General features: G+C 72.1%; 16 protein-coding genes, 1 pseudogene and 1 CRISPR repeat array. Of the genes and pseudogenes, 12 read left to right on the top strand and 5 right to left on the bottom strand.

What is annotated here, in order from left to right:
• Positions 1–21: 21 nt before the first annotated feature.
• The 5 genes from ACYVKX_RS20865 to ACYVKX_RS20845 all read right to left on the bottom strand — a co-directional run bounded on the left by ACYVKX_RS20865 (position 22) and on the right by ACYVKX_RS20845 (position 5,876).
• A complete protein-coding gene (locus ACYVKX_RS20865; protein ID WP_460835615.1) occupies positions 22–435 on the bottom strand; it encodes an SRPBCC family protein in 414 nt (137 codons plus the stop codon).
• Positions 436–520: 85 nt separating this feature from the next.
• Positions 521–2,923, bottom strand: a complete 2,403-nt coding sequence (locus ACYVKX_RS20860) for an immune inhibitor A domain-containing protein (protein WP_460835614.1) — start codon at positions 2,921–2,923, stop codon at positions 521–523.
• 150 nt (positions 2,924–3,073) lie between these two features.
• A complete protein-coding gene (locus tag ACYVKX_RS20855; protein ID WP_460835613.1) occupies positions 3,074–4,141 on the bottom strand; it encodes an RDD family protein in 1,068 nt (355 codons plus the stop codon).
• Positions 4,138–5,055, bottom strand: coding sequence for an FHA domain-containing protein (locus ACYVKX_RS20850; RefSeq protein WP_460835612.1), 918 nt, complete (start codon positions 5,053–5,055; stop codon positions 4,138–4,140). The genes ACYVKX_RS20855 and ACYVKX_RS20850 overlap by 4 nt, the downstream gene beginning before the upstream one ends.
• On the bottom strand, positions 5,052–5,876 hold the full coding sequence (locus tag ACYVKX_RS20845; protein ID WP_460835611.1) for a PP2C family protein-serine/threonine phosphatase: 825 nt from the start codon (positions 5,874–5,876) through the stop codon (positions 5,052–5,054). Before ACYVKX_RS20845 ends, ACYVKX_RS20850 begins: the two co-directional genes overlap by 4 nt.
• Positions 5,877–5,906: 30 nt before the next feature.
• Between ACYVKX_RS20845 and ACYVKX_RS20840 the strand changes: the two genes are divergently transcribed.
• The 12 genes and pseudogenes from ACYVKX_RS20840 to cas2e all read left to right on the top strand — a co-directional run bounded on the left by ACYVKX_RS20840 (position 5,907) and on the right by cas2e (position 20,114).
• The gene (locus tag ACYVKX_RS20840; RefSeq protein WP_460835610.1) at positions 5,907–8,153 is read left to right on the top strand and encodes a helicase-associated domain-containing protein; all 2,247 of its coding nucleotides are present in this window, start codon (positions 5,907–5,909) and stop codon (positions 8,151–8,153) included.
• A 16-nt stretch (positions 8,154–8,169) separates the two neighbouring features.
• Positions 8,170–8,697 carry a CGNR zinc finger domain-containing protein gene (locus ACYVKX_RS20835; protein ID WP_460835609.1) on the top strand — a complete coding sequence of 176 codons (528 nt, stop codon included), beginning with the start codon at positions 8,170–8,172 and terminating at the stop codon, positions 8,695–8,697.
• A gap of 85 nt (positions 8,698–8,782) precedes the next feature.
• Positions 8,783–10,423 (top strand): DNA repair helicase XPB, encoded by a 1,641-nt coding sequence (locus tag ACYVKX_RS20830; protein WP_460835608.1) that lies wholly within the window; start codon positions 8,783–8,785, stop codon positions 10,421–10,423.
• A 124-nt stretch (positions 10,424–10,547) separates the two neighbouring features.
• On the top strand, positions 10,548–11,087 hold the full coding sequence (locus ACYVKX_RS20825) for a hypothetical protein (protein ID WP_460835607.1): 540 nt from the start codon (positions 10,548–10,550) through the stop codon (positions 11,085–11,087).
• A 167-nt stretch (positions 11,088–11,254) separates the two neighbouring features.
• Positions 11,255–14,053 (top strand): CRISPR-associated helicase Cas3', encoded by a 2,799-nt coding sequence (gene cas3 / locus ACYVKX_RS20820; protein ID WP_460835606.1) that lies wholly within the window; start codon positions 11,255–11,257, stop codon positions 14,051–14,053.
• A gap of 34 nt (positions 14,054–14,087) precedes the next feature.
• A complete protein-coding gene (gene casA, locus ACYVKX_RS20815) occupies positions 14,088–15,704 on the top strand; it encodes a type I-E CRISPR-associated protein Cse1/CasA (RefSeq protein ID WP_460835605.1) in 1,617 nt (538 codons plus the stop codon).
• Positions 15,701–16,339, top strand: coding sequence for a type I-E CRISPR-associated protein Cse2/CasB (casB, locus tag ACYVKX_RS20810; RefSeq protein ID WP_460835604.1), 639 nt, complete (start codon positions 15,701–15,703; stop codon positions 16,337–16,339). The genes casA and casB overlap by 4 nt, the downstream gene beginning before the upstream one ends.
• Positions 16,336–17,352, top strand: a pseudogene (cas7e, locus tag ACYVKX_RS20805) (type I-E CRISPR-associated protein Cas7/Cse4/CasC); the annotation flags it as partial. The gene casB and the pseudogene cas7e, both read left to right, overlap by 4 nt.
• 104 nt (positions 17,353–17,456) lie before the next feature.
• Positions 17,457–18,161, top strand: a complete 705-nt coding sequence (cas5e, locus tag ACYVKX_RS20800) for a type I-E CRISPR-associated protein Cas5/CasD (protein WP_460835603.1) — start codon at positions 17,457–17,459, stop codon at positions 18,159–18,161.
• Positions 18,161–18,832, top strand: a complete 672-nt coding sequence (gene cas6e / locus ACYVKX_RS20795) for a type I-E CRISPR-associated protein Cas6/Cse3/CasE (protein WP_460835602.1) — start codon at positions 18,161–18,163, stop codon at positions 18,830–18,832. Before cas5e ends, cas6e begins: the two co-directional genes overlap by 1 nt.
• Entirely contained in the window at positions 18,829–19,773 is a 945-nt protein-coding gene (gene cas1e, locus ACYVKX_RS20790; RefSeq protein ID WP_460835601.1) for a type I-E CRISPR-associated endonuclease Cas1e, read from the top strand. Before cas6e ends, cas1e begins: the two co-directional genes overlap by 4 nt.
• Positions 19,767–20,114, top strand: a complete 348-nt coding sequence (gene cas2e, locus ACYVKX_RS20785) for a type I-E CRISPR-associated endoribonuclease Cas2e (RefSeq protein WP_460835600.1) — start codon at positions 19,767–19,769, stop codon at positions 20,112–20,114. The genes cas1e and cas2e overlap by 7 nt, the downstream gene beginning before the upstream one ends.
• A 44-nt stretch (positions 20,115–20,158) precedes the next feature.
• A CRISPR array of direct repeats spans positions 20,159–22,017; the repeat unit is 29 nt; unit sequence GTGCTCCCCGCGTAGGCGGGGATGAGCCC.
• Positions 22,018–22,089: the final 72 nt, after the last annotated feature.

Raw genomic sequence — 22,089 nt, 5'->3', positions numbered from 1 at the left:
GTCAGAGCTGCCGAATCGACGTCAGCGGGAGGCCTTCTCGGCCAGCTCGACCAGGGCGGCGAGGGCCTTGGGGGTGTCGGCGACGACCATCGGGCCGACGTCCTCGGCGCCGGGGCCGGTGACGAAGGTGCGGACGGTGATCTCCGAGCCGTCCGCGGTCGCCTTGACCTCGTGGTCGACGTGGATGATCAGGTCGCCCATGGTGATCTTGTCGAGGAAGCGCGAGCCGGGCTCGACGATCTCCAGGACGAACGGCGCCTCGACGTCGCCCTCCAGGCAGAGCGTGCCGGCGGCCCCCTCCGCGAAGTGGCCCTCGAGGGCCACGCGCTGCACCGCCGGGTCCCAGCAGTGCCAGCTGCCGACGTCGGCCCAGAGGTGCCAGACGTCGGCAGGGGAGGCACTGGTGGACGCGGTGTCTTCGTACTCGAAGCTCATCCCAGCAACCTACGCACCGATCCCGGCCACGGGAAGGCCCCGCCGCCCGGAGGCGACGGGGCCCTTCCGCTGCGAGCACTGGGGCTCAGCTGCGGGTGACCTTGACGGTCATCACGCCCGACCTGTCGACCTTCACCACCCGGATGGTGGTGCCGGTCTTCGGGACGTCCACGCCGTACCAGCCCGGCTGGTAGCGGCCGGTGTGCTCGCCGCTGCCGTGCTCGTCACCGGGGTACCACCAGTCCAGCGTGTCGTCGAAGACCGGCTGGGCGGCCTGGCCGCGCAGCACGATCCTCTCGCTGTTGAGGTGGGTCGCCTGCGTGGAGGAGCGCGAGGTGGAGAACGCCGCGTCGTAGGCCATCGTCCGCGGGCGCAGGAGCGACCCGTCGGGCGCGTGCCGGAGCACGGAGTTCGCGTCGACGGGAAGGATCTCCCCCGAGCCGGGGTGGTCGCCGACGTTGTTGTCGGTCTGCGAGGTGTCCCAGTAGCTGATCAGCGCGCCCGGGTCGTACTTGAAGAACTCGACCCAGTTCGGCCGCTTGTCCAAGAAGCCGAAGTTGTAGACGTTCGCGAGCAGCCTGTCACGGCCGACGTACTGGCGGTTGTCCACGAAGTAGGCGTTGAGGAACTGCTGCATCTCGCTGCCCGTCGTGGTGCGGAAGCCGTCGAGCTCCCAGCCGGTCTCGCCCTCCTCGGCGGTGCCGATCGTGGTGCCGCCGAGGGTGACGTTGTCGACCTGGAAGCCGGACAGCGCGAGCGCGCCGTCCGTGCGGTAGCGCCAGCGGATCGCGGTGGTGCCGGCGGGCACCGTCGCGGTCAGGTCGACCCACGCGCCGTCCGTGGTCCCCGAGATCCCCGCTCCGGAGTCGTTGAGGCCGCTCTGGTCCTCCTCCTGGTAGCTCTCGCTGGTCCCGACCGGCGTCCAGGTCTCGCCGTCGCTGGTCGCCTCGAGGAACGCGTAGTCCCAGCCGTCCTCGATCTCGTAGCGGACCTTCGCGGTCAGCGCCCCGCCGCCGTCGACCGCACGGGTCGCGGTGTTGTCGAGGTCGTTGCCCGAGTCGCTGTAGAAGTACCGCTCGCCGCAGTCCGCACACGCCGCGCCCAGCTCGAGCGGGACCTCCTTGTCGGGCAGCTGCACCACCAGGCCGTTGGCCTGGCTGCCGCTGGTCGACTGGCCCGGTCGCAGCTTGAACGTGCCGACACGGCCCGGCCGGACCGTGTCGTAGTCGAGCCAGCCGAGCTGGAACTTGTCCCAGGCGCTCATCGGCATCGGCCGGTCGCCGATGCCGGGGTCGCCGGGCGCGGTGCCGCGGGACTGGCTCATCAGCGTCCAGAAGCCGGTGCTGTTCTCGGCGCCGCCGGAGTTGCCGGACGTGTCGTACTCGTCCGGCAGGTCGAGGTCGTGGGCGTACTCGTGCGCGAACGTGCTCAGACCGCCGTTCTCGGACTGGATCGTGTAGTCGTTGACCCAGACGCCGGTCGGGTTGTCCGGGATCTGGACGGCGCCGTTGTCGCTCGGACCGCCCTCGCCGATGTTCACGCCGCCGATCGGCGCACCGCCCTCGGGGCCGGTGCCGAACGGCTGGATCTGCGCGTTCCAGCGGTGGCTCCAGATGGCGTCCGTGCCGAGGGTCGGGTCGCCGTCGGCCTCGTCGCCGCCGGCGTGGACCGTCTGGAAGTGGTCGATGTAGCCGTCGGGCTCGTTGAGGTCGCCGTCCTCGTCGAAGTCGTAGCGGTCCTCCTGGTCGAACGTCTTCAGGTAGTCCTGGATGCGCTGCATCGTCCAGCCCGCGTCGAGCCGGCCCTGCGTCCAGATCGCCATGGCGTCGCGGATGAGGAACCAGGTGTTGTTGCAGACGTTGTCGCCGCAGGCGTTGCGGCCGTAGCGGGCCTCGTTGAACGGCACCTTCACCCAGGAGGTGACGTCGCCGTCGATGGAGTAGTTGTTGCCCGACTGCTGCTCGAAGAACTTCTTCATCCGCGAGAAGTACATGTTCTCGAAGTACGCGCGGCTGTAGTCCTTCTGCCAGTTCGTGGAGTTGTCCTTCTTCCGGTCGGGCTTCGGGATCTGGTTGTGGCGCGGGCCGTCGTAGGTCTGCGGCGTGCCGTCGGAGGGGTTGGCGCACGCGCCCTCCTCGGTGCTGTCGCAGTACGCCGAGTGGCGGGTGTTGCCGAACTCCGCGAGCACCACGAAGACGCGGTCGGTGCCGGTCTGGGCGACCCGGCCGTAGACGCCCTGGGAGAGGCGCTCGACGTCGCCCTTGCCCCCGGTGCGCAGCCGCTGCTGCACGGCGGCGTCGCGGACGGCGTCGTACTTGGCACGCCAGGGCATGGTGAGCGAGTCACCGGTGGAGGTGGGGGTCGCAGCCTGCCCGGCCGCGGTGTCGGGAGCCGAGGCGGCGCCCGCTTGGGGAGTGGTGAGCGACAGCGCCGTGGCTGCCGCAATGAGCGTTGCGGTCGCCGTCGCGACGACCCTGGTCCTGCGCAAGAGATGCCTCCTGAGGGTATTCGGGGCGTGGTACGCCCCGGGACTCCTGGCAAGAGGCTGCGGGCACCGGATCCCAGCGCCGAGTCACTGGTCAGGAGGGGAGCAGTTGACACGGCGCAGCGTCACTGACGGAAGAGGCGGGGCGGTTCGTTACCCATTCGTTACGGAGTCGGAGGAGTCGGCTCGGGCGACCGACATGATCCGGTCGCCGAACCGGACGTGGTCGCCGTCGAGCAGCGTGGTCGGCCGGCCCGCGGCGAGCTCGCGCGAGACCCCCTGACGCAGCAGCACGGAGCCGTTCGTGGAGCCGCGGTCCATGACGACCAGGACGCCGTCGGCGACCACCTGGACCTGGGCGTGGGTCTTGGACAGCGACATGTCGTCGGAGCGCAGCGCGAGGGCCTGGTGCACGTCCTCGCCCGAGCGCGGCTCGGGCCGGCGGCCGACCAGGGTCAGGCCCGCGACGACGAACGACTCACCCGAGTCGAAGCTGACCCGCCAGCGCGCCGGCGGCCCGGCGGGCTCGGCCACGAGGGGGTAGCCGAGCCGCTGCTTGGGCGGCGTGGGCTCGGGCGCCGGGTCGGGCGCCGGGTCGGGCGCCGGGTCGGGCGCCGGGTCGGGCGCACGGTGCTGGCGGGCCCGCCTCTCCGGAGCCGGTGGCGGGGGCGGTGGGGCCGTCGGGGGCGGCGGTGGCGGGGTGGAGGGCGCCGGGACGAGCCGCATCGCGGTCAGGTTCACGACGTGGCGCGGTCCGGCGTCGACCGCCACCGGCGCCTCGGGGACCGGGCGGACGTCGACCACCTCGGAGCGGGCGAGGTGGTCGTGCCAGCCGTGCCGGCGGCCGCTCGGGTCCACGGCCGCGGTCCACGCGAGGGTCGCGGCGCCGAGGCCGAAGGTCGGGAGCGTCGCGGCACCGAGCACGAGCTGGCGCAGCAGCGCCCTGCCGGGGCCGATCGGGTCGCCGGTGCCGGCCCGCACGACCCGCAGGCCGAGGAGGGCGTTGCCGGGCGAGGAGCCGGTCAGCCCCAGCACGACCGCGAAGGCGGCGTACCCGGCGAGGACGGCGCCGGCGATCACCACGACGCCCGCGACGACCCGGTCGCGATCGATGAGGAGGCGCCAGGCGAGGTACGCCGCGAGGCCGCCGATCGACCACATCACCAGGCGGTCCAGGGCGAACGCGTAGAACCGGCGGTCGAGCCCGGCGGCCGGGCTCACGGCGACACCACCCGGATGCGCACGCCGTCGCCGAGGTCGAGAACCGCGCCCGGGATCAGCTGGACGGGTACGCCGGCCCGGAGGTCCTCGGGCGGGAGGCCGGGCTGCACGAGGAGGGTGCCGTTGGTGGAGCCGAGGTCGGTGGCGACGGCCGAGCCGTGGTCGGCGCCGGCGCCGGGCCGCACCTCGAGGTGGGTCGAGGAGATCTCCTGCTGCGGGCTGGGGACGCGGACCAGGCGCGGCGGGGTGCCGTCGGCGTCGCGGCCCTCGGGCGCCCGGCCGATCACGACCACGCGGTCGACCTCGACCGTCTCGCCGGTCGGCAGCTCCAGCCGGGCGACCGGCCGGGTGACCGGCGGCGCCGGCGGCTGGCCGGGGATGCCGGGCAGCGGCCGCTCGGGGGTGGGGGCGCCGGCCCGGGTGTGGCCGTCGTGGTCGGCGTCCTCGGCCGTGCTCTCCCACTCGGCGGTGGCGACGCGGAGCAGCCCGCGCGCGACGACGAGGTCGCCCCCCGTCTCGCCCCCGGTCTCGCCCCCCGTCTGCTGGGTGTCGGGTGCGTCCGCGACCTCGAGCCGCGCCCGGGTGACGCCGTGGAGGGTGCGTTCCACCCAGGTCGTGGCGCGGTCGCCCTCGACATGGACGACCTCGTCGCCGATCGCGAAGTGCGCGCGGGCCGGGCCGCGCAGGACGATCCGGGTCTCGTCGCCGTCTCGGCTCACGAGCACGAAGCCGGGCAGGTCGCGCAGGCCCGAGGAGATCAGCGCGTCGAGGGCCTCGTCGAAGCCGGCACCGTCGTCGACGAGCTCCCAGACCGCGGCCACCCGGGCCTTCTCGGTCGGGGGGAGCAGCACGGCCGCGCCCGCGCCGAAGATGCCGAACCACTCGCCGCCGCGGCAGGACCAGGTCTCGCTCACGGACGGGGCCCCAGCTTCTCGTCCAGGCTGACGCGCTGGCGCTCGGCGTCGTAGTGGTCGTCGGCCACCAGGCCGACGACGTCGACGACGACCGCGGTCGCGTTGTCCTCGCCGCCGGCGGCGACGGCCGCGGCGACCAGCCGGTCGGCGGCATCGCGCGGGTCCGCGGCGTCGGCGAGGATCGAGGCGATGGCGGCGTCGTCGATCATCCCGCTGACGCCGTCGGTGCAGAGCAGCAGCCGCTCCGCGTCGGCGAGCCGGAGCGCGAAGTAGTCCGGCTCGACCTCGACCGCCTCTCCCAGCGCCCGGGTGATCACGTGGCGCTCGGGATGGGTGGCGACCTCCTCCGGCGTGATCCGGCCGGCGTCGAGGAGCTCCTGGACCAGGCTGTGGTCGGTGCTCACCTGGGCGAGGACGCCGTCGGCGACGCGGTAGGCCCGGGAGTCGCCCAGGTTCGCGACCAGCCAGGCCGGTCCCGCGTCGTCCTCGACGAGCAGCGCGGCGACCACCGTCGTGCCGGCCCGGCGGCGCCGGGCGACGCCCGCGGCGGCCTGCTGCTCGGCGTACTCCAGGATGCGGCGCTGCGCCTCGGCGAGAGCCGCGGCGACGGCCTCGGGCCCACGGCGCGGGTCGTAGCCGCGCTCGGCGAGGCGGCCGAGCGCCTCGACGGCGATCCGGCTCGCGACGTCGCCGCCCTCGTGGCCACCCATGCCGTCGGCGACCGCGAAGACCGGCGGGGCGGCCAGCCAGGCGTCCTCGTTGACCTCGCGGACCCGGCCGACGTCGGTCGCGGCGCCGTGGTGGACCTCGACCTGCCTCATCGCTGCGGCCCAGCCGGTAATTTGGGAGGGATGCCCACGGGATACCGCACGCTCGCCGACCAGCTGCGCGGCTGGCCGGACGACCGGCTGTCCCGCCTGCTCCTCGACCGCCCCGATCTCGCCACTCCGGCCCCTCATGACTCAGGCCAGCTGGCGTCGCGTGCCGCCACCCGGTCCTCGCTGCTCCGAGCGCTCGACCAGCTGACGCGGGCCGAGCTCAGTGTCCTAGATGCCCTCGTGGTCGTCGGCCAAACCACCGCTCCCGGGCTCGCCGCGGTCGTGAACGCGGCGCCGGAGTCCGTCACCGCCGCGCTCGACCGGCTGCTCGACCTCGCGCTGGCGTGGGAGTCGGCCCAGGGACTGCGCGCGCTGAGCGGCGTCGCGGAGGCGCTGACCGTGAGCGGGCTGCGGCCGGTGTCGGCGGAGCCGCCGTCCCCGGAGGAGGTACGCCGCCGGATCGACCAGCTCTCCCCGCAGGCGCGCGGGCTGTTGGACCACGTGCTGGAGGCGGGCGGCGAGGCGACGACCGGGACCTCGCGGCACACCGTGCTGCCCGAGGACGCCGAGACGCCCGCCGAGGAGCTGCTCGCGCGCCGGCTGCTGGTGCCGCGCGGGGGCGGCGTCGTGGTGGTTCCGGGCGAGGTGGGGCTGGCCCTGCGCGGCGGCCGGACGACGACCGAGCCGGTCGACGTGGTGCCCGCGCTGGCGACGACCGGGCGCGGCGAGTCGCTGGTCGACCGGACCGGCGCCGGCGCGGCGTTCGAGGCCGTGCGGCGGGTCGAGCTGCTGCTGGACCAGTGGGGCCGCACGCCCCCGTCGGCGCTGCGCAGCGGCGGGCTCGGCGTGCGCGACCTGCGGGCCGCGGCGGCCGAGCTGCACGTGGACGAGCCGACGGCGGCGCTCCTCGTCGAGACGGCGTACGCCGCCGGCCTGCTCGCCACGACCGCCGACCCGGACGGCGGCCCGTCGTGGGTGCCGACCGACCTGTTCGACCAGTGGGCCGCTCGTCCGGTGGCCGAACGCTGGGCGGCGCTGGGGCGGGCGTGGCTGGAGTCGCCGCGGCTGCCCGGCCTGGTGGGCGATCGCGACCCGGCGGGCAAGGTGTGGAACGCGCTCGCGCCGGAGCTCGCGGGGATGCACCAGGTCGAGAGCCGGCGGATGGCGCTGGACCAGCTCGCGGCCCTGCCGCCGGGCGAGGTGCTCGCCGCGGGGACCGGGGTGCCGGCGCTGGTGCGCCGGGTGGCCTGGCTGCGGCCGCGCCGGCCGCGCACGCGCGACGCGCAGGTCGGGTGGGCCGTCGACGAGGCCGCGACGCTGGGAGTGGTCGCGCTCGGCGGGCTGACGTCGTACGGCCGCGACCTCGTCGCCGGCGAGGGCAGCAACGCCGAGAAGAGGCTGGCCGCACTGCTGCCCGACCCGGTCGACCACGTGCTGCTCCAGGCCGACCTGACCGCCGTCGCGCCGGGGCCGCTGGAGTCGCAGCTCGCGCGGCGGCTGCAGGTGGTCGCCGACGTGGAGTCGCGCGGCGGCGCGACGGTCTACCGGTTCACGCCGGCCTCGGTCCGGCGCGCGCTGGACCTGGGCTGGTCGGCCGTGGAGCTGCACGACTTCGTCTCCTCCGTCTCGCGCACGCCGGTGCCGCAGCCGCTCACGTATCTCGTCGACGACACGGCGCGGACCTTCGGCACCGTGCGCGTCGGCCACGCCGAGGCGTTCCTGCGCTCGGACGACGAGGCCGCGCTGGCCGAGCTCCTCCACCACCCGCGCGCCGGCAGCCTGGGCCTGCGCCGGATCGCGCCGACCGTCCTGGTGAGCGCGACGCCGCTCGACGTACTCCTCCCGCGGCTGCGCGACCTCGGCGCCGCGCCCGTGGTCGAGGCCGCCGACGGCACGGTGCACGTCGCGCGGCCCGACCAGCTGCGCGCCCGCACGCCCCGGGAGCACCGGCGGCGCGCCGCCCGGGCCGCGCGCGCGAGCGCCCACGCCACACACGTCGTCACCGCGATCCGGGCCGGCGACCGGGCCGAGTCCTCGCGGCCGTCCGCCCCCGCGCAGGCGCTGTCGCCGAGCGGCTCGATGGCCGCGCTGCGCGAGGCGATCGAGGGGCGGGAGACCGTGCTCATCGGGTACGTCGACAACCAGGGCACCACCTCGGAGCGGCTGGTCGACCCGATCCGGGTCGAGGGCGGCTCGCTCACCGCGCACGACCACCGCAGCGACGACGTCCGGACCTTCGCCGTCCACCGCATCACGACGGTGCGTGCGGTGACCTCCTGATCCGTACGATCGAGGCGTGGATCTCCTCCGCTACGCCGAGGCCTCGGCCGCGCTGCTGAACGCCGACCTGTCCGATGTCGACGGGCTGGCGGCGTACCTCTCCGACCGCCCGCGGCTCCGCGACCGCGCCGCGGACCGCGACTGCATGCTGCTGCGGAGGTTCCAGCGCGAGCTGCGGCCGGTGTTCGAGGCGGGCGCGGCGGACCGGGTGAGCGAGGTGGTCGGCGGCCTCAACGAGCTGATGTCGCGGCACCCGATCACACCGCGGATCTCCGATCACGACGCCCACGACCTGCACCTGCACGTGACGTCCGACAACGCCAGCGTCGCCGAGCTGCTCGTCGGCGAGTCGCTGCTCGGCCTGGCCACGCTGGTCTGCGACCTCGGCCCGGACCGGCTCGGCGTCTGCGCGGCGCCCCCCTGCAGGAACGCCTTCGTGGACACCTCGCCCAACCGGTCGCGCCGCTACTGCTCCGACCGCTGCTCCTCGCGCGCCAACGTGGCCGCGTTCCGCGCGCGGCAGAGGGCGGGCTCCGTCTCCTAGCAGGCCCGGGTCGTCCGCCTCTCGCGGGTGAATACGCCGCCCTCAGGCGGACGACCCCGTCACCGGTGTCTCTAGGATCGACGGAGTGAACGACGGCCCGCTGATCGTCCAGTCGGACAAGTCCCTGCTCCTTGAGGTCGACCACGAGCGCGCCGGCGACTGCCGCAAGGCGATCGCGCCCTTCGCCGAGCTGGAGCGCTCGCCCGAGCACGTGCACACCTATCGGCTCACGCCGCTCGGCCTCTGGAACGCGCGCGCCGCCGGGCACGACGCCGAGCAGGTCGTCGACACGCTGCTGGAGTACAGCCGCTACGCCGTGCCGCACGCGCTGCTGGTCGACGTCGCCGAGACGATGGCGCGCTACGGCCGGCTGCGGCTGGAGAAGCACCCGACCCACGGCCTGGTGCTGGTCTCGACCGACCGGCCGGTGCTCGAGGAGGTGCTGCGTGCCAAGAGGGTCGCCGGGATGCTGGGCTCGCGCATCGACGACGACACCGTCGTCGTCCACGCCAGCGAGCGCGGCAACCTCAAGCAGGCGCTGCTCAAGCTCGGCTGGCCGGCCGAGGACTTCGCGGGGTACGTCGACGGCGAGGCGCACCCGATCGCGCTGTCCGAGGTCGACTGGCGCCTCCGGCCCTACCAGCGCGAGGCCGCGGAGTCCTTCTGGCACGGGGGATCCGGCGTCGTCGTGCTCCCCTGCGGTGCCGGCAAGACCCTAGTCGGCGCGGCCGCGATGGCGTCGGCCCAGGCGACGACGCTGATCCTGGTCACCAACACGGTCTCGGCCCGGCAGTGGAAGGACGAGCTCGTGCGGCGTACCTCTCTCACGGCGGACGAGATCGGCGAGTACTCCGGTGCGGTCAAGGAGATCCGGCCGGTCACCATCGCGACGTACCAGGTGCTGACGACCAGGCGCCGCGGGGTGTACCCCCACCTGGAGCTGCTGGACGCGCGGGACTGGGGCCTGATCGTGTACGACGAGGTGCACCTGCTCCCCGCGCCGATCTTCCGGATGACCGCCGACCTCCAGGCCCGCCGCCGGCTCGGCCTGACCGCGACACTGGTGCGCGAGGACGGCCGCGAGGGCGACGTGTTCTCGCTGATCGGCCCGAAGCGCTACGACGCGCCGTGGCGGGACATCGAGGCGCAGGGCTGGATCGCGCCGGCCGACTGTGTCGAGGTGCGGGTGACGCTGCCGTCCGCCGAACGGCTCGCCTACGCGACCGCCGAGCCCGAGGAGCGCTACCGGCTGGCGTCGTGCACGCACCACAAGATCTCGGTGGTGCAGTCGCTGGTCGCCTCGCACTCCGGCCAGCCGACGCTGGTGATCGGGCAGTACCTCGACCAGCTCGACGAGCTCGCCGCCGTACTCGACGCGCCGGTGATCAAGGGCGAGACGCCGGTCCGTGAGCGGCAACGGCTGTTCGACGCGTTCCGCGCCGGCTCGCTGGACCTGCTCGTCGTCTCGAAGGTCGCGAACTTCTCCATCGACCTGCCCTCGGCCGAGGTCGCCATCCAGGTGTCGGGGTCGTTCGGCTCCCGCCAGGAGGAGGCCCAGCGCCTCGGCCGGCTGCTGCGCCCCAAGACCGAGGGCCGCACCGCGCACTTCTACACCATCGTCTCCCGCGACACCCTCGACGCCGACTTCGCCCAGAACCGGCAGCGGTTCCTCGCCGAGCAGGGGTACGCCTACCGGATCGTGGATGCGGAGGATGTAGGCGCCTGAATCCCCGCTGGTGCAGGGAGCATTCTCGTCCACCGGTACGCTGCGCCATCGGATACCGGCTCATCCCCATCGGGGATTAGATAAACGTATCAGATGGGGCACGACCATGCTACTCTCTCAAACTATGACGATCCTCGTCGCTGTCGATGAGAGCAAGGCACGCAACTACCTGCTCTGCGCGACCACTCTCCCCGCGCGTCACGGAAGTGCCGTCCGCCGCACCCTGAAGGAGCTCTTGCAGCCCGGGCAGCGTGCGCTCCACTTCAAGGATGAGCGCGACGACCTCCGCCACGAAGTCCTCTTGGCCCTGCGGGAGGTCAGTGCGTTCGGCATCGAGACGACGATCATCGACGCCGGACGACAAGACACTGAGTTGGTACGGCGACAGCTCGCTCTCGAGATGCTCGTTGGCGAACTCGCTGGCGGTGGCCCGATCGAACTCGTCATCGATCGCGACCCGACGATCGTGAACCGGGATCGACAACAACTCATCGAGCTGACCCGCGAGCACGGCCTTCGAGAGCAACTCAACTACCGACATGCGAGCCGTTACGAGGAGCCCGCGCTATGGATCCCAGACGCGCTTGCGTGGTGCTTCGCCCGTGGCGGGGAGTGGCGCCGACGTGCGCGGCCCCTCATCACACGGATCATCCGGCTCGAGTAGAAGCGCGAAGCCCGAGCGCCACAGCCGTCCGGCTGGGTCTCGGGCTCACTTCCTCCAACTCAACGATGGAGGCAAGGCCATCCTAGAGCCTTCCGAAGCCAGCTTCAATCGGCCGCCGTCTAGACCGCATCGGGTCGGACGTCGGCGCCATCTCCTAGCGTCCAACCATGACAGGGAGGGACGATCCGATGCAGTCGCTGTCGAGTGCCGCATGGTCGGTCTGGGGCAAGTCCTCGGACTACGAGGGCAACAGCTCCATGCCATTGGTCCAGCACCTGCTCGACTCGGCCGAGGTGGCCTCCCTGGTCTGGGAGTGGCTGCCCCAGCACACCCGCGAGGTCATCGAGGCTCCGCTGCCCGACGGTGCACGGGACGGGCGCCGTCTCGTCCAGTGGCTGGCCGGCGCCCACGACATCGGGAAGTGTTCTCCACCGTTTGCCGCCAAGGTCCCCAGCCTGGCCGGACGGATGAGGGACGAGGGCCTCGAGCCACCCCGCGTCAGCTCCGACTTCTCTCGCGCGCTGCACGGGATCGTCGGGCAGGCGGTGCTCACCGACTGGCTCTGCGAGCATCGCGGCTTCGACAGGCGAGCAGCGACGTCTGCCGCCGTGGTGGTCGGCGGCCATCACGGGACGCCGCCCTCGGCGGTCAACTTGGACTGGCTGGAAGACCGACCCGAGCTGGTCGGCACCGGCCGGTGGCGCGAGGTGCAGCACGAGATCCTCCAGGCGATCAGCGAGCACCTCGGGGTCGACGAACTCCTCGCCGACTGGCGCGAGGTCGTCCTGCCCCCGACGGTGCAGGCTCTTCTCACCGGCGCGGTGATCGTCTCCGACTGGCTCGCGTCCAACGCCGAGCTGTTCCCCGTCGCCGAACCCGATGCGCGGCATCGCGCCGCCCGGGCCTGGCGGACTCTCGGCCTTCCGCCACCCTGGTCGCCGACACCCCCGACCCTTCGGCCCGACGCGCATCTGTCCGCCCGGTTCCCCACCCTGGCCGGGCTCTCCCCGCGGCCGGTCCAGGAGATGGCCGTCGAGGCCGCGCAGATGACCGAGACCCCCTCCCTCCTGATCGTGGAGGCGGCCATGGGGAGCGGCAAGACCGAGGCCGCGCTCCTGGCCGCCGAGATCCTGGCCGCGAGGTTCGGCTGTGGCGGCGTCTACGTCGCGCTGCCGACGATGGCCACCTCTGATGCGATGTTCGGGCGTGTGCTGTCGTGGATCGAGAACCTCGACGGACACGACCCGACGAGCACCTATCTGGCCCATGGCAAGCACGGCCTCAACGAGCAGTACCAGGGGCTCGTGAAGCAGCCGCGGGTCACGCCCGTGTACGACGAGGGCAGTCCGTCGTCCCAGGTCGAGGCGCGCGTGCTCTCCTGGCTCACCGGGCGCAAGAAGGGTGTGCTGGCCAACATGGTGGTCGGCACGATCGACCAACTGCTGTTCGCGGCCCTCCAGGCCAAGCACCTCGCGCTGCGCCACCTCTCCCTCGCCGGGAAGGTCGTGGTGGTCGATGAGGCGCACGCCGCGGACGACTACATGCGGGCGTACCTCGCTCGTGCACTCGAGTGGCTCGCCGCGTACGGCGTACCCGTGGTCCTGATGTCGGCGACCCTCCCCCGAGCCCAGCGACAGGAGCTCGCCGACGCCTATCGCCGGGGCCTCGGCGCCACCCCTGACGAGTTGCCCGAGACGGCGCCGTACCCCGCCCTGACGGTGGTCTCGACTGAGGCTCCGCGCGTTCTCAAGGCTCGCCGGGACACAGACGAGACGCACCACGAGATCGCGGTCCGGTGCCTCGACGACGCCCCGGACGTCCTCGCGGCGGAGCTCGAGCGCCTGCTCGCCGACGGAGGCTGCGCCGCGGTGATCCGCAACACCGTCGGTCGCGCCCAGCAGATCGCAGAGTTCCTGCGCTCCCAGCTCGACGGCACCGAGGTCGTCCTGGCCCATTCACGCTTCATCGCCACCCAGCGCGCGCAACTGGAGGCCGACCTGCGGGCCCGGCTCGGCCGGTCCAGTGGGAACCGGCCGGCCCGGTTGGTGGTGGTCGGCACCCAGGTTCTGGAGCAGTCGCTCGATGTCGACTTCGACCTGATGGCCACCGACCTGGCTCCGGTCGACCTCGTGCTGCAACGGGCCGGCAGACTGCACCGTCACGTCCGCACCGGACGTCCGCACCTGCTCGACTCGCCGCAGCTGCTGGTCACCGGCGTCGCGGAATGGCGCGACGGCCTGCCCCAGTTCGTCGCCGGGAGCCGCGCGGTCTACGACCTCAGCCTGCTCCTGCGCAGCGCGGCGGTGCTGGGATTGTCCGCGGACGGGCTCGCGACCCTGCGGCTGCCCGAGGACATCCGGCCCTTGGTCGAGACTGCGTACGCTGAGGACATCCCGGATGCGCCCTGGAGGCAGGAGATGGCCGACGCCGACCAGCGGCGCACGCGTCGGATCGCCGACCAGCGGGCGCGAGCCGATGCCTACCGGATCCGTCCCGTCGACGAGATCGACGACCTCGTCGGGTGGCTGGAGTACGGCGGAGGCACCGAGGCGGACGACCAGCGCTCTGCCGGCGCGAGCAGGGTCCGAGACAGCGAGGACGGCATCGAGGTGATCGTGGTCCAACGCCGCAGCGACGGCGAGGTGGTGTTCCTGGACGACGGCAGCCCTCACGCCGGCCGGCCGGTGGCGCCGTACCAGGGCCCACCCAAGGACGACCTCGCCAGAGCGCTGGCGGCGACCACTGTGCGGCTGCCGCCCCAGCTCACCAACGAGAGGGTCGTGGACCTGGTGCTCGACGCTCTCGAACACGACGCCCACGCCGGGTGGCAGCAGTCGCACTGGCTCGCGGGCCAGCTCGCGCTGCACCTCGACGAGGAGATGCGCGCCGAGCTCGCCGGCTGGGAGCTCAGCTACGACGGATTTCTCGGGCTTCTGGCCAAACCGCTCACCCAGGCGCCGTTATGAGAGCACACTGTGGCGCGCGCCATGAGGAGGTGGGATGAACGACATCCCCAGCTTCGACCTGACCACAGAGCCGTGGATCCGAGTGCGCCGGCACGACGGCACGGTCGGCGAGGTGTCGCTGCTCGACGCGCTCGTCCAGGCCGAGGAGTACGCCGGGCTCGCCGGCGAGGTCGCCACGCAGGATGTCGCCGCGCTGCGGCTGCTGCTCGCCGTCGTACGACGCTGCCTGCCGGACGCGCGGACGCCGGGCGACTGGGAGGGCCTCTGGAACCGGCGCCGATTCGCCGACGGCGCGGTCCGCAGCTACCTGGACCGGCACCGGGACCGCTTCGACCTGCTCCACCCCGAGACGCCGTTCTACCAGGTGGCCGGGTTGCACACCGCGAAGGGCGAGATGACCGAGCTGGCGCGGCTGATCGTCGACGTACCAGCGGGGCACAAGTTCTTCACCACCCGCACGGGCGCCGGCCTGCGCTCGATGAGCCTCGCCGAGGCCGCGCGGTGGCTGCTCCACACGCAGGCCTGGGACAGCTCGGGCATCCGGTCCGGTGTCGTGGGCGACGACCGCGCCAAGGGCGGGAAGAGCTACCCGATCGGGGTCGCGTGGTGCGGGTGGCTGGGCGTCGTGCTCGTCGAGGGCGGAAACCTGTTCGAGACCCTGCTGCTCAACCTGTCGCTCGGCAGGTCGATCCCCGCAGCCAACACCGACCTGCCGGTGTGGGAGCGGCCGGCACAGGGACCCGGGGTCGAGATCCGCGACGGCGCGCCGACCGGCCCAGTCGACCTCCTCACCTGGCAGAGCCGCCGGGTGCTGATCGGCCACGACGGGGCCCGCGCCGTGAGCGTGCTGATCTCGAACGGAGACCCACTGCACCCTCGCGACCGGTTCCGGGAGGAGTACATGTGCGGCTGGCGGCGGAGCGAGGCCCAGGAGAAGGCGCTCAAGCGGGCCGACCCGGTCTTCATGCCGCGGACCCACCCACCTGAGCGTGCGGTCTGGCGGGGACTGGGAGCACTGCTCACGCCCACCGACAGCAGCGACCGGACCCGGGGCGGTCGGTGGATGGAGTGGCTCACGGAGCTCCGGCAGGCGCGCACTCTACCCCGCGACTTCCCACTCCGGCTGCGGACGATCGGCATCGAATACGGGACCAACAGCTCTGTGGTCGACGACCTCCAGGACGACCGACTGCTCCTGCCGATCGAGGTGCTTGCGAACCCGCTCCTGAAGGCCACCGCCATCGGTGCCGTCGAGGACGTCGACGCCGCGGTCCGCGTGCTCGGCCAGCTCGCGCACGACCTTGCGCGTGCCTCGGGGGCCGACCTCGATCTCTGCCGAGCACATCGGACCGAGGCCCGTGAGCTGGGCTACGCCGATCTGGACCATCCGTACCGGCAGTGGCTGGCGCGCCTCGAGCCCGCTGTCGACCGCGATCTCGTGCGTGCGGACTGGCAGGCCGTCGTACGCGCCACCGCCCTCCGCCTCGGGCGCCGTCTGCTCGACGACGTCAGCGACGTCGCGTGGGCCGGACTGCCGGGCGGCCCGGACGGCAAGCCCGTGAACGCCGCCACGGCGGCCAACTGGTTCCACCTCGGCCTCGCCAAGGCCCTTCCCGAGAACAAGACCGAGACCGACGGGATGAACCCATGACCCAGTCATCCGTCGAGCAGCCGCCGGCGTCACGTGGCGAGCTGATCGAGGGCTTCGTCGATCGGCAGGCGGTCCGCCTCGCCGGCGGCTACCGCCGCGACGACGCCGGCGCGGTCGCCGAGCTCGCCCGGTTGCGCCGGGCGCTTCCCCGCAATCGCACGATGCCGCCAGAGGCATGGCAGATCTTCGCCGCCGGATTCCCGGAGCCGCTCCTCGGTCACACCGACGCACCGTCGCGAGCCGAGCTCGCGACCGCAGCGAGCATGGCGCTGTTCGCGCTGCACCAGCAGTCTCGGCGGGGAGCTCCCATGCACGTACGAGGCAAGAAGCACGGCGTCGGCGCTGCCGCGCGGACCCTCGCCTCCCGGATCGACTCGACCGGGGTCGAACGCCGGCTCATCGCCCTCACTCGCGCCGACGAACTCGACCCGGTCCTCGAGCACCTGCGCGGCCTGGTCAACCACCTGCGTGCCCACGAGATCCCTCTCGACTACGCACGACTCGCCCGCGACCTCGACGCCATCCAGCATCCCGAAGGACGCCGGGGCGTCCGGGTGCGCTGGAGCCGCGACTTCTTCCGTCCCATGAGTCCTCAGCCCGACGACACCGACCCGAACCCAGGAGCGCCCGCATGACCACCTTCGTCGATCTCCACATCCTCCAGACGGTTCCCTCCAGCAACCTCAACCGCGACGACACCGGTCGTCCCAAGACGGGCATCTTCGGCGGGATCACCCGGGCACGGGTCAGCTCTCAGGCGTGGAAGCGGGCGACCCGGCGCGACTTCGCGGCGTACCTCCCGCTGGAACTGCGCGGAGTCCGGACCCGGCGCATCATCGAGGACCTGGTCGGCCGGATCCGCGAGATCGACTCCTCCGTGGACCAGGACCGGGCGATCGAGCTGGCCAAGGGCGTGATGGGACTCGCGGGAATCAAGTTCAAGGCCGCGCGCGCCAAGAAGGACCAGGAGACGGCCGACCCGTTCGACCTGAGCGAGTATCTGATCTTCGTCAGCAACCAGCAGATCGACCGACTCGCCCGGCTGGCGCTGGACGGCAGCACGGACAAGGCCGCGGCGAAGGACGCGATCAAGCTGGACAACGGCATCGAGGTCGCGCTCTTCGGGAGGATGGTCGCCGACGACACCTCGATCAACGTCGACGCGTCGGTCCAGGTCGCGCACGCGATCAGCACCCACACCGTCGAGGCCGAGTACGACTACTACACCGCGGTCGATGACAAGAACGTCGACTCCGACGACGCGTCCGCCGGCATGATCGGCGTCATCGAGTTCAACTCCAGCACTCTCTACCGCTACGCGTCGATCAACGTCGATCAGCTCGCTGCCAACCTCGGCGACGAGGAGCTCGTCGCTCGCGCCGTCGAGGCGTTCGTGCGGTCGTTCGTCATCAGCATGCCGACCGGCAAGCAGAACGCCTTCGCGAACGTGACGTTGCCCGAGGTCGTGGCCGCGCAGATCCGCGACCGCCGGCCGGTGAACCTGGTCGGCGCGTTCGAGGAGCCGGTACGGCGTGACGGGAGCTCGGCGATCTCGACCCTGTCTGCCGCCAGGCTCACGCAGCGAGCGCGCGAGATCGACGCTGCATACAGCCTGGCGCCTCGGCTCAGTGTGGTGGTCGCGGCCAACGAGGCCGCCCGTGGAGCGGTCGCCGGGCTCGGCGAGCTCTGCGACCTCGACGAGCTGGTCGCGCAGGTCCGCGACCAGGCATCGGCGAACCTTCGGGAGAGCGAGTGAGCATCCTGCTGCTGCGGCTCGACGGCCCGCTCCAGGCCTGGGGAGACGCGAGCCGGTTCGTCCGGCGCCATACGCGTGCCGAGCCCACCAAGAGCGGGGTGCTCGGCCTGCTCGCGGCCGCACAGGGCCGGCGGCGTACCGACCCGGTCGAGGATCTCGCGTCGCTGCGGTTCGGCGTCCGCGTCGACCAGCGAGGGCGGCTGATCCGAGACTTCCAGACGGCGATCCGGCGTACCCGCGCGAGGAGCGAGGCGATGCCGCTGTCCTACCGCTACTACCTGGCAGACGCGGTGTTCGTCGCCGCGGTCGAGGGGGACGACGCCCTGATCGCCGGCCTCGACGAGGCGGTGCGCCAGCCGGCGTTCCCCCTCTATCTCGGGCGGCGCTCGTGCGTCCCGTCGGGAGAGGAGATCAGCCTCGGCACGAGGAGCGCGGGCCTCCTGGAGGCACTGCGGGCCGAGCCGTGGCTCGCGCGCCCGTGGTACCAGAAGCAGCAGGGGCGCACCGTCCACCTCGAGCTCGTCGTGGATGCGCTCCCGGGTAGCGCCTCCACCGAGACCGCTCGCGACGTGCCCGAGAGCTTCGACCCAACACGGCGGGACTACGGCTGGCGCTCGATCGAGCGACCTCTGCCGGAGGCGGTCGACAACCCTCTCGGCCGGGCAGAACCTGACTTCTTCGCCGCACTTGGGGGCGGTTGATGTACCTGACCCGGATGCATCTGAACCCGGCACGCCGGGGCACTCGGAGCCTGGTCGCGTCACCGCAACGACTGCACGCTGCGGTGCTGTCCGGCTTCGCGCCCGACGTACCGATCCAGTCCGAGCAGGGCCGTGTGCTCTGGCGGCTGGACGAGGGCGCGACCTCCCTCACGCTCTACATCGCCAGCCCGGCACGACCCGATCTGACCCACGTCGTCGAGCAAGCGGGGTGGCCGACCAGCCCGGACCCGTGGCAAACCCTCTCACTCGATCCGCTCCGCGATCGCCTGGCACCCGGCCAGCGATGGGCCTTCCGCCTGACCGCCAACCCAGTCCGCAGCGCTTCCCAGCCGGACGGCGACCGCGGGAAGCGGTATGGCCACGTCACCGTCGCCCAGCAGGTCGAGTGGCTGGCTTCCCGCTCCTCGTCATGGGGGTTCGACGTCGGCCAACCTGCTACTGGCGTCACCGCGGACGTCACGTCGCGCCGCCGACTCAACTTCGAGCGGCGTACCGACGGAGGCCAACGGACGGTCACGATCTCGACGGCGACGTACGACGGCCTCCTGACAGTCGTCGACCCGGCGTCGCTCCGGCAGGCGATGGGCCACGGACTCGGGCGAGCGAAAGGCTACGGCTGCGGCTTGCTCACGTTGGCGCCCGTGTCATGAAGGAGATCCCCGGACCTCCGCCGGTCGACATCTCCGAACTGGTGCGCGCCCAGGACAGGCTCAGCTTCGTCTATCTCGAACGGTGCATCGTCCACCGGGACGGCAACGCGATCACGGCCATGGATGAGCGCGGGACCGTCCACATCCCGGCCGCGACCCTCGGTGCCCTGCTTCTCGGCCCCGGCACGAACGTCAGCCACCAGGCCATGGTGCTGCTCGCCGAGAGCGGTTCGACGGCCGTCTGGATCGGTGAGCGCGGTGTGCGCTACTACGCGCACGGGCGCGGGCTGGCGCACTCGTCTCGCCTGCTGCAGGCCCAGGCGGCGGCGGTCAGCAACCAGTCGTCACGGTTGCGCGTCGCGCGTGCGATGTACGGCATGCGCTTTCCGGAGGAGGACGTCACCGGGGCCACGATGCAGCAGCTGCGCGGCCGCGAGGGCGCGCGCGTGCGTCGGCTCTATCGAGGGCACGCGGAGCGCACCGGAACCTCGTGGACGAAGCGGGACTACGACGTCCAGGACTTCGCCGGCGGGTCCGCGATCAATCAGGCGCTCTCGGCCGCGACCACCTGTCTCTACGGCATCACTCACGCGGTGATCGTCGCGCTCGGCTGCTCACCTGGTCTCGGTTTCGTCCACACCGGCCACGCGCGGTCGTTCGTCTTCGACATCGCCGATCTCTACAAGGCCGAGGTAGCGATCCCGGTCGCCTTCGACGTGGCATCGACGGATCCGGAGGACATCGCCGGAGAGACCAGAAGAGCCGTGCGCGACGCCGTACGTGACGGGCGGATCCTCGTACGGTGCAGCCGCGACATCCACCGACTTCTCGTCCCTGACGGGGAGGACGAGGGCCAGGACTGGAACGTCGTGAACCTCTGGGACGGCGGAGACCGTAGCGTCGCCGCCGGGACGTCGTACGAGGTCGAGGTCCCGTGGTAGTTCTCGTCCTGACGGCCTGTCCTGCCGGACTGCGCGGTCACCTGACGCGGTGGCTGCTGGAGATCAGCCCCGGCGTCTTCGTCGGTCAGATCTCGTCCCGCGTGCGGGAGTTGATGTGGCTGCGCGTGCTCGAACTGTGCAAGGACGGTCGCGCCATCATGGTCTTCAGCGCGGACAAGGAGCAAGGACTCGACTTCAGAGTGCATCGGCACGACTGGGAGGTCGTCGATGTCGACGGGCTCTCACTGATGCGTCGTCCATCCGAGAAGGGCGCCGTACCCGAACTCCGTCCTGGGTGGAGCAGCGTCGCACGAGCTCGGCGAGCGCGTCGACGAAAGTGAATGTGTTCCGATGGGTGGATCGATAAAGTCCCTGCTCAGCAAGTGTGCTCCCCGCGTAGGCGGGGATGAGCCCGTCTCCGCAATGGGCAGGAAATAGTTCAGCGCGTGCTCCCCGCGTAGGCGGGGATGAGCCCGGCGAGCGTCCGCCCTTCCCAGCGCGCTTGGAGTGCTCCCCGCGTAGGCGGGGATGAGCCCACACCGGCCGGCGTGCAGGGCTACCGCGGGGAGTGCTCCCCGCGTAGGCGGGGATGAGCCCTGACACAACATCGCCGTTCAGCGCGTCGTCCTGTGCTCCCCGCGTAGGCGGGGATGAGCCCCGCGACCAGCTCGGTGCTCGGCTCGACGTAGAGTGCTCCCCGCGTAGGCGGGGATGAGCCCCTGACAGTCGGCTGGCTTCCAAGATGCGAGTGGTGCTCCCCGCGTAGGCGGGGATGAGCCCTGCCGATCGCGCACCTCGAAACGGTGCAGCACGTGCTCCCCGCGTAGGCGGGGATGAGCCCGCCTGGCCATTGCACAGCAGGTACCCGAACGGGTGCTCCCCGCGTAGGCGGGGATGAGCCCCGCACCACCGCGCCGTACCGCCGCCCGCTGCTGTGCTCCCCGCGTAGGCGGGGATGAGCCCTGGCCAACAGCGGCCTGCTGCCGCGGGACTACGTGCTCCCCGCGTAGGCGGGGATGAGCCCTGCTTCGTCTGACCGCCTGCGACCCGCGTACGGTGCTCCCCGCGTAGGCGGGGATGAGCCCGCACCGGGCGGGTGGTGTCGCGGCCGTCCTTGGTGCTCCCCGCGTAGGCGGGGATGAGCCCGGCGCCGGCGGGACATCGGCATCCCCCAACGGGTGCTCCCCGCGTAGGCGGGGATGAGCCCCGCTCCGCGGCCGACATCGTGCTCGGGCAGGTGTGCTCCCCGCGTAGGCGGGGATGAGCCCAACCTCGGCCCGTGACGGCGACGCGGCCTCGAGTGCTCCCCGCGTAGGCGGGGATGAGCCCGGCCCCCCCGGACAGACGCGAGTCGACTGCGTGTGCTCCCCGCGTAGGCGGGGATGAGCCCTGCCGTTGGTAGTCAGCCAGCTTCTTCCGGGCGTGCTCCCCGCGTAGGCGGGGATGAGCCCTCGTCGGGGTGCCTCTGCGCGAGCGCGATGAGGTGCTCCCCGCGTAGGCGGGGATGAGCCCCCGGTGGCGCCGATCGTGAACTTCTCCCACGCGTGCTCCCCGCGTAGGCGGGGATGAGCCCTACTCCGTCAGGGCAAGCACCAGCCTGTCATCGTGCTCCCCGCGTAGGCGGGGATGAGCCCCCGTCCAGCATCGCCGCGGTGTTGGTGTTGCCGTGCTCCCCGCGTAGGCGGGGATGAGCCCCGGGCCCGGTTCACCGCGACGTACGAGATCCGGTGCTCCCCGCGTAGGCGGGGATGAGCCCTCGGCCCCATCTGGACCGACTTCTGCGAGCGCGTGCTCCCCGCGTAGGCGGGGATGAGCCCAGGCAGTCCTCGCTGACCCGGTACGACCCGGCGTGCTCCCCGCGTAGGCGGGGATGAGCCCGCTTTCCAGACGCTCTCGCCGGTCGAGGTGCTGTGCTCCCCGCGTAGGCGGGGATGAGCCCCTCGTCGTCGCATCGGTGACATCGAAGTGGGCGTGCTCCCCGCGTAGGCGGGGATGAGCCCTTCGCGCCCAGCCAGCCGGTCACGCCGGACTTGTGCTCCCCGCGTAGGCGGGGATGAGCCCATCGATATCATCAGCCCCCGCCTCGAGAACTCGTGCTCCCCGCGTAGGCGGGGATGAGCCCAACTCTGAAAAGTTCCGCCAGGCTCGCAGTCAGTGCTCCCCGCGTAGGCGGGGATGAGCCCACAAGCTTGGGGAGCCGTCGCAGGCACCACGGGTGCTCCCCGCGTAGGCGGGGATGAGCCCTTTTCGGGCTCTCCTGACTGATCCGTGGGTCATATCCGGCCGGGGAGGACAGGCTTGTGGCCGCCGAGGTTG

It is taken from the genome of Nocardioides hungaricus, from assembly GCF_054782915.1.
The sequence above is the reverse complement of the archived record's forward strand: the minus strand, read 5'-3'. Positions and strand labels throughout refer to the sequence as shown.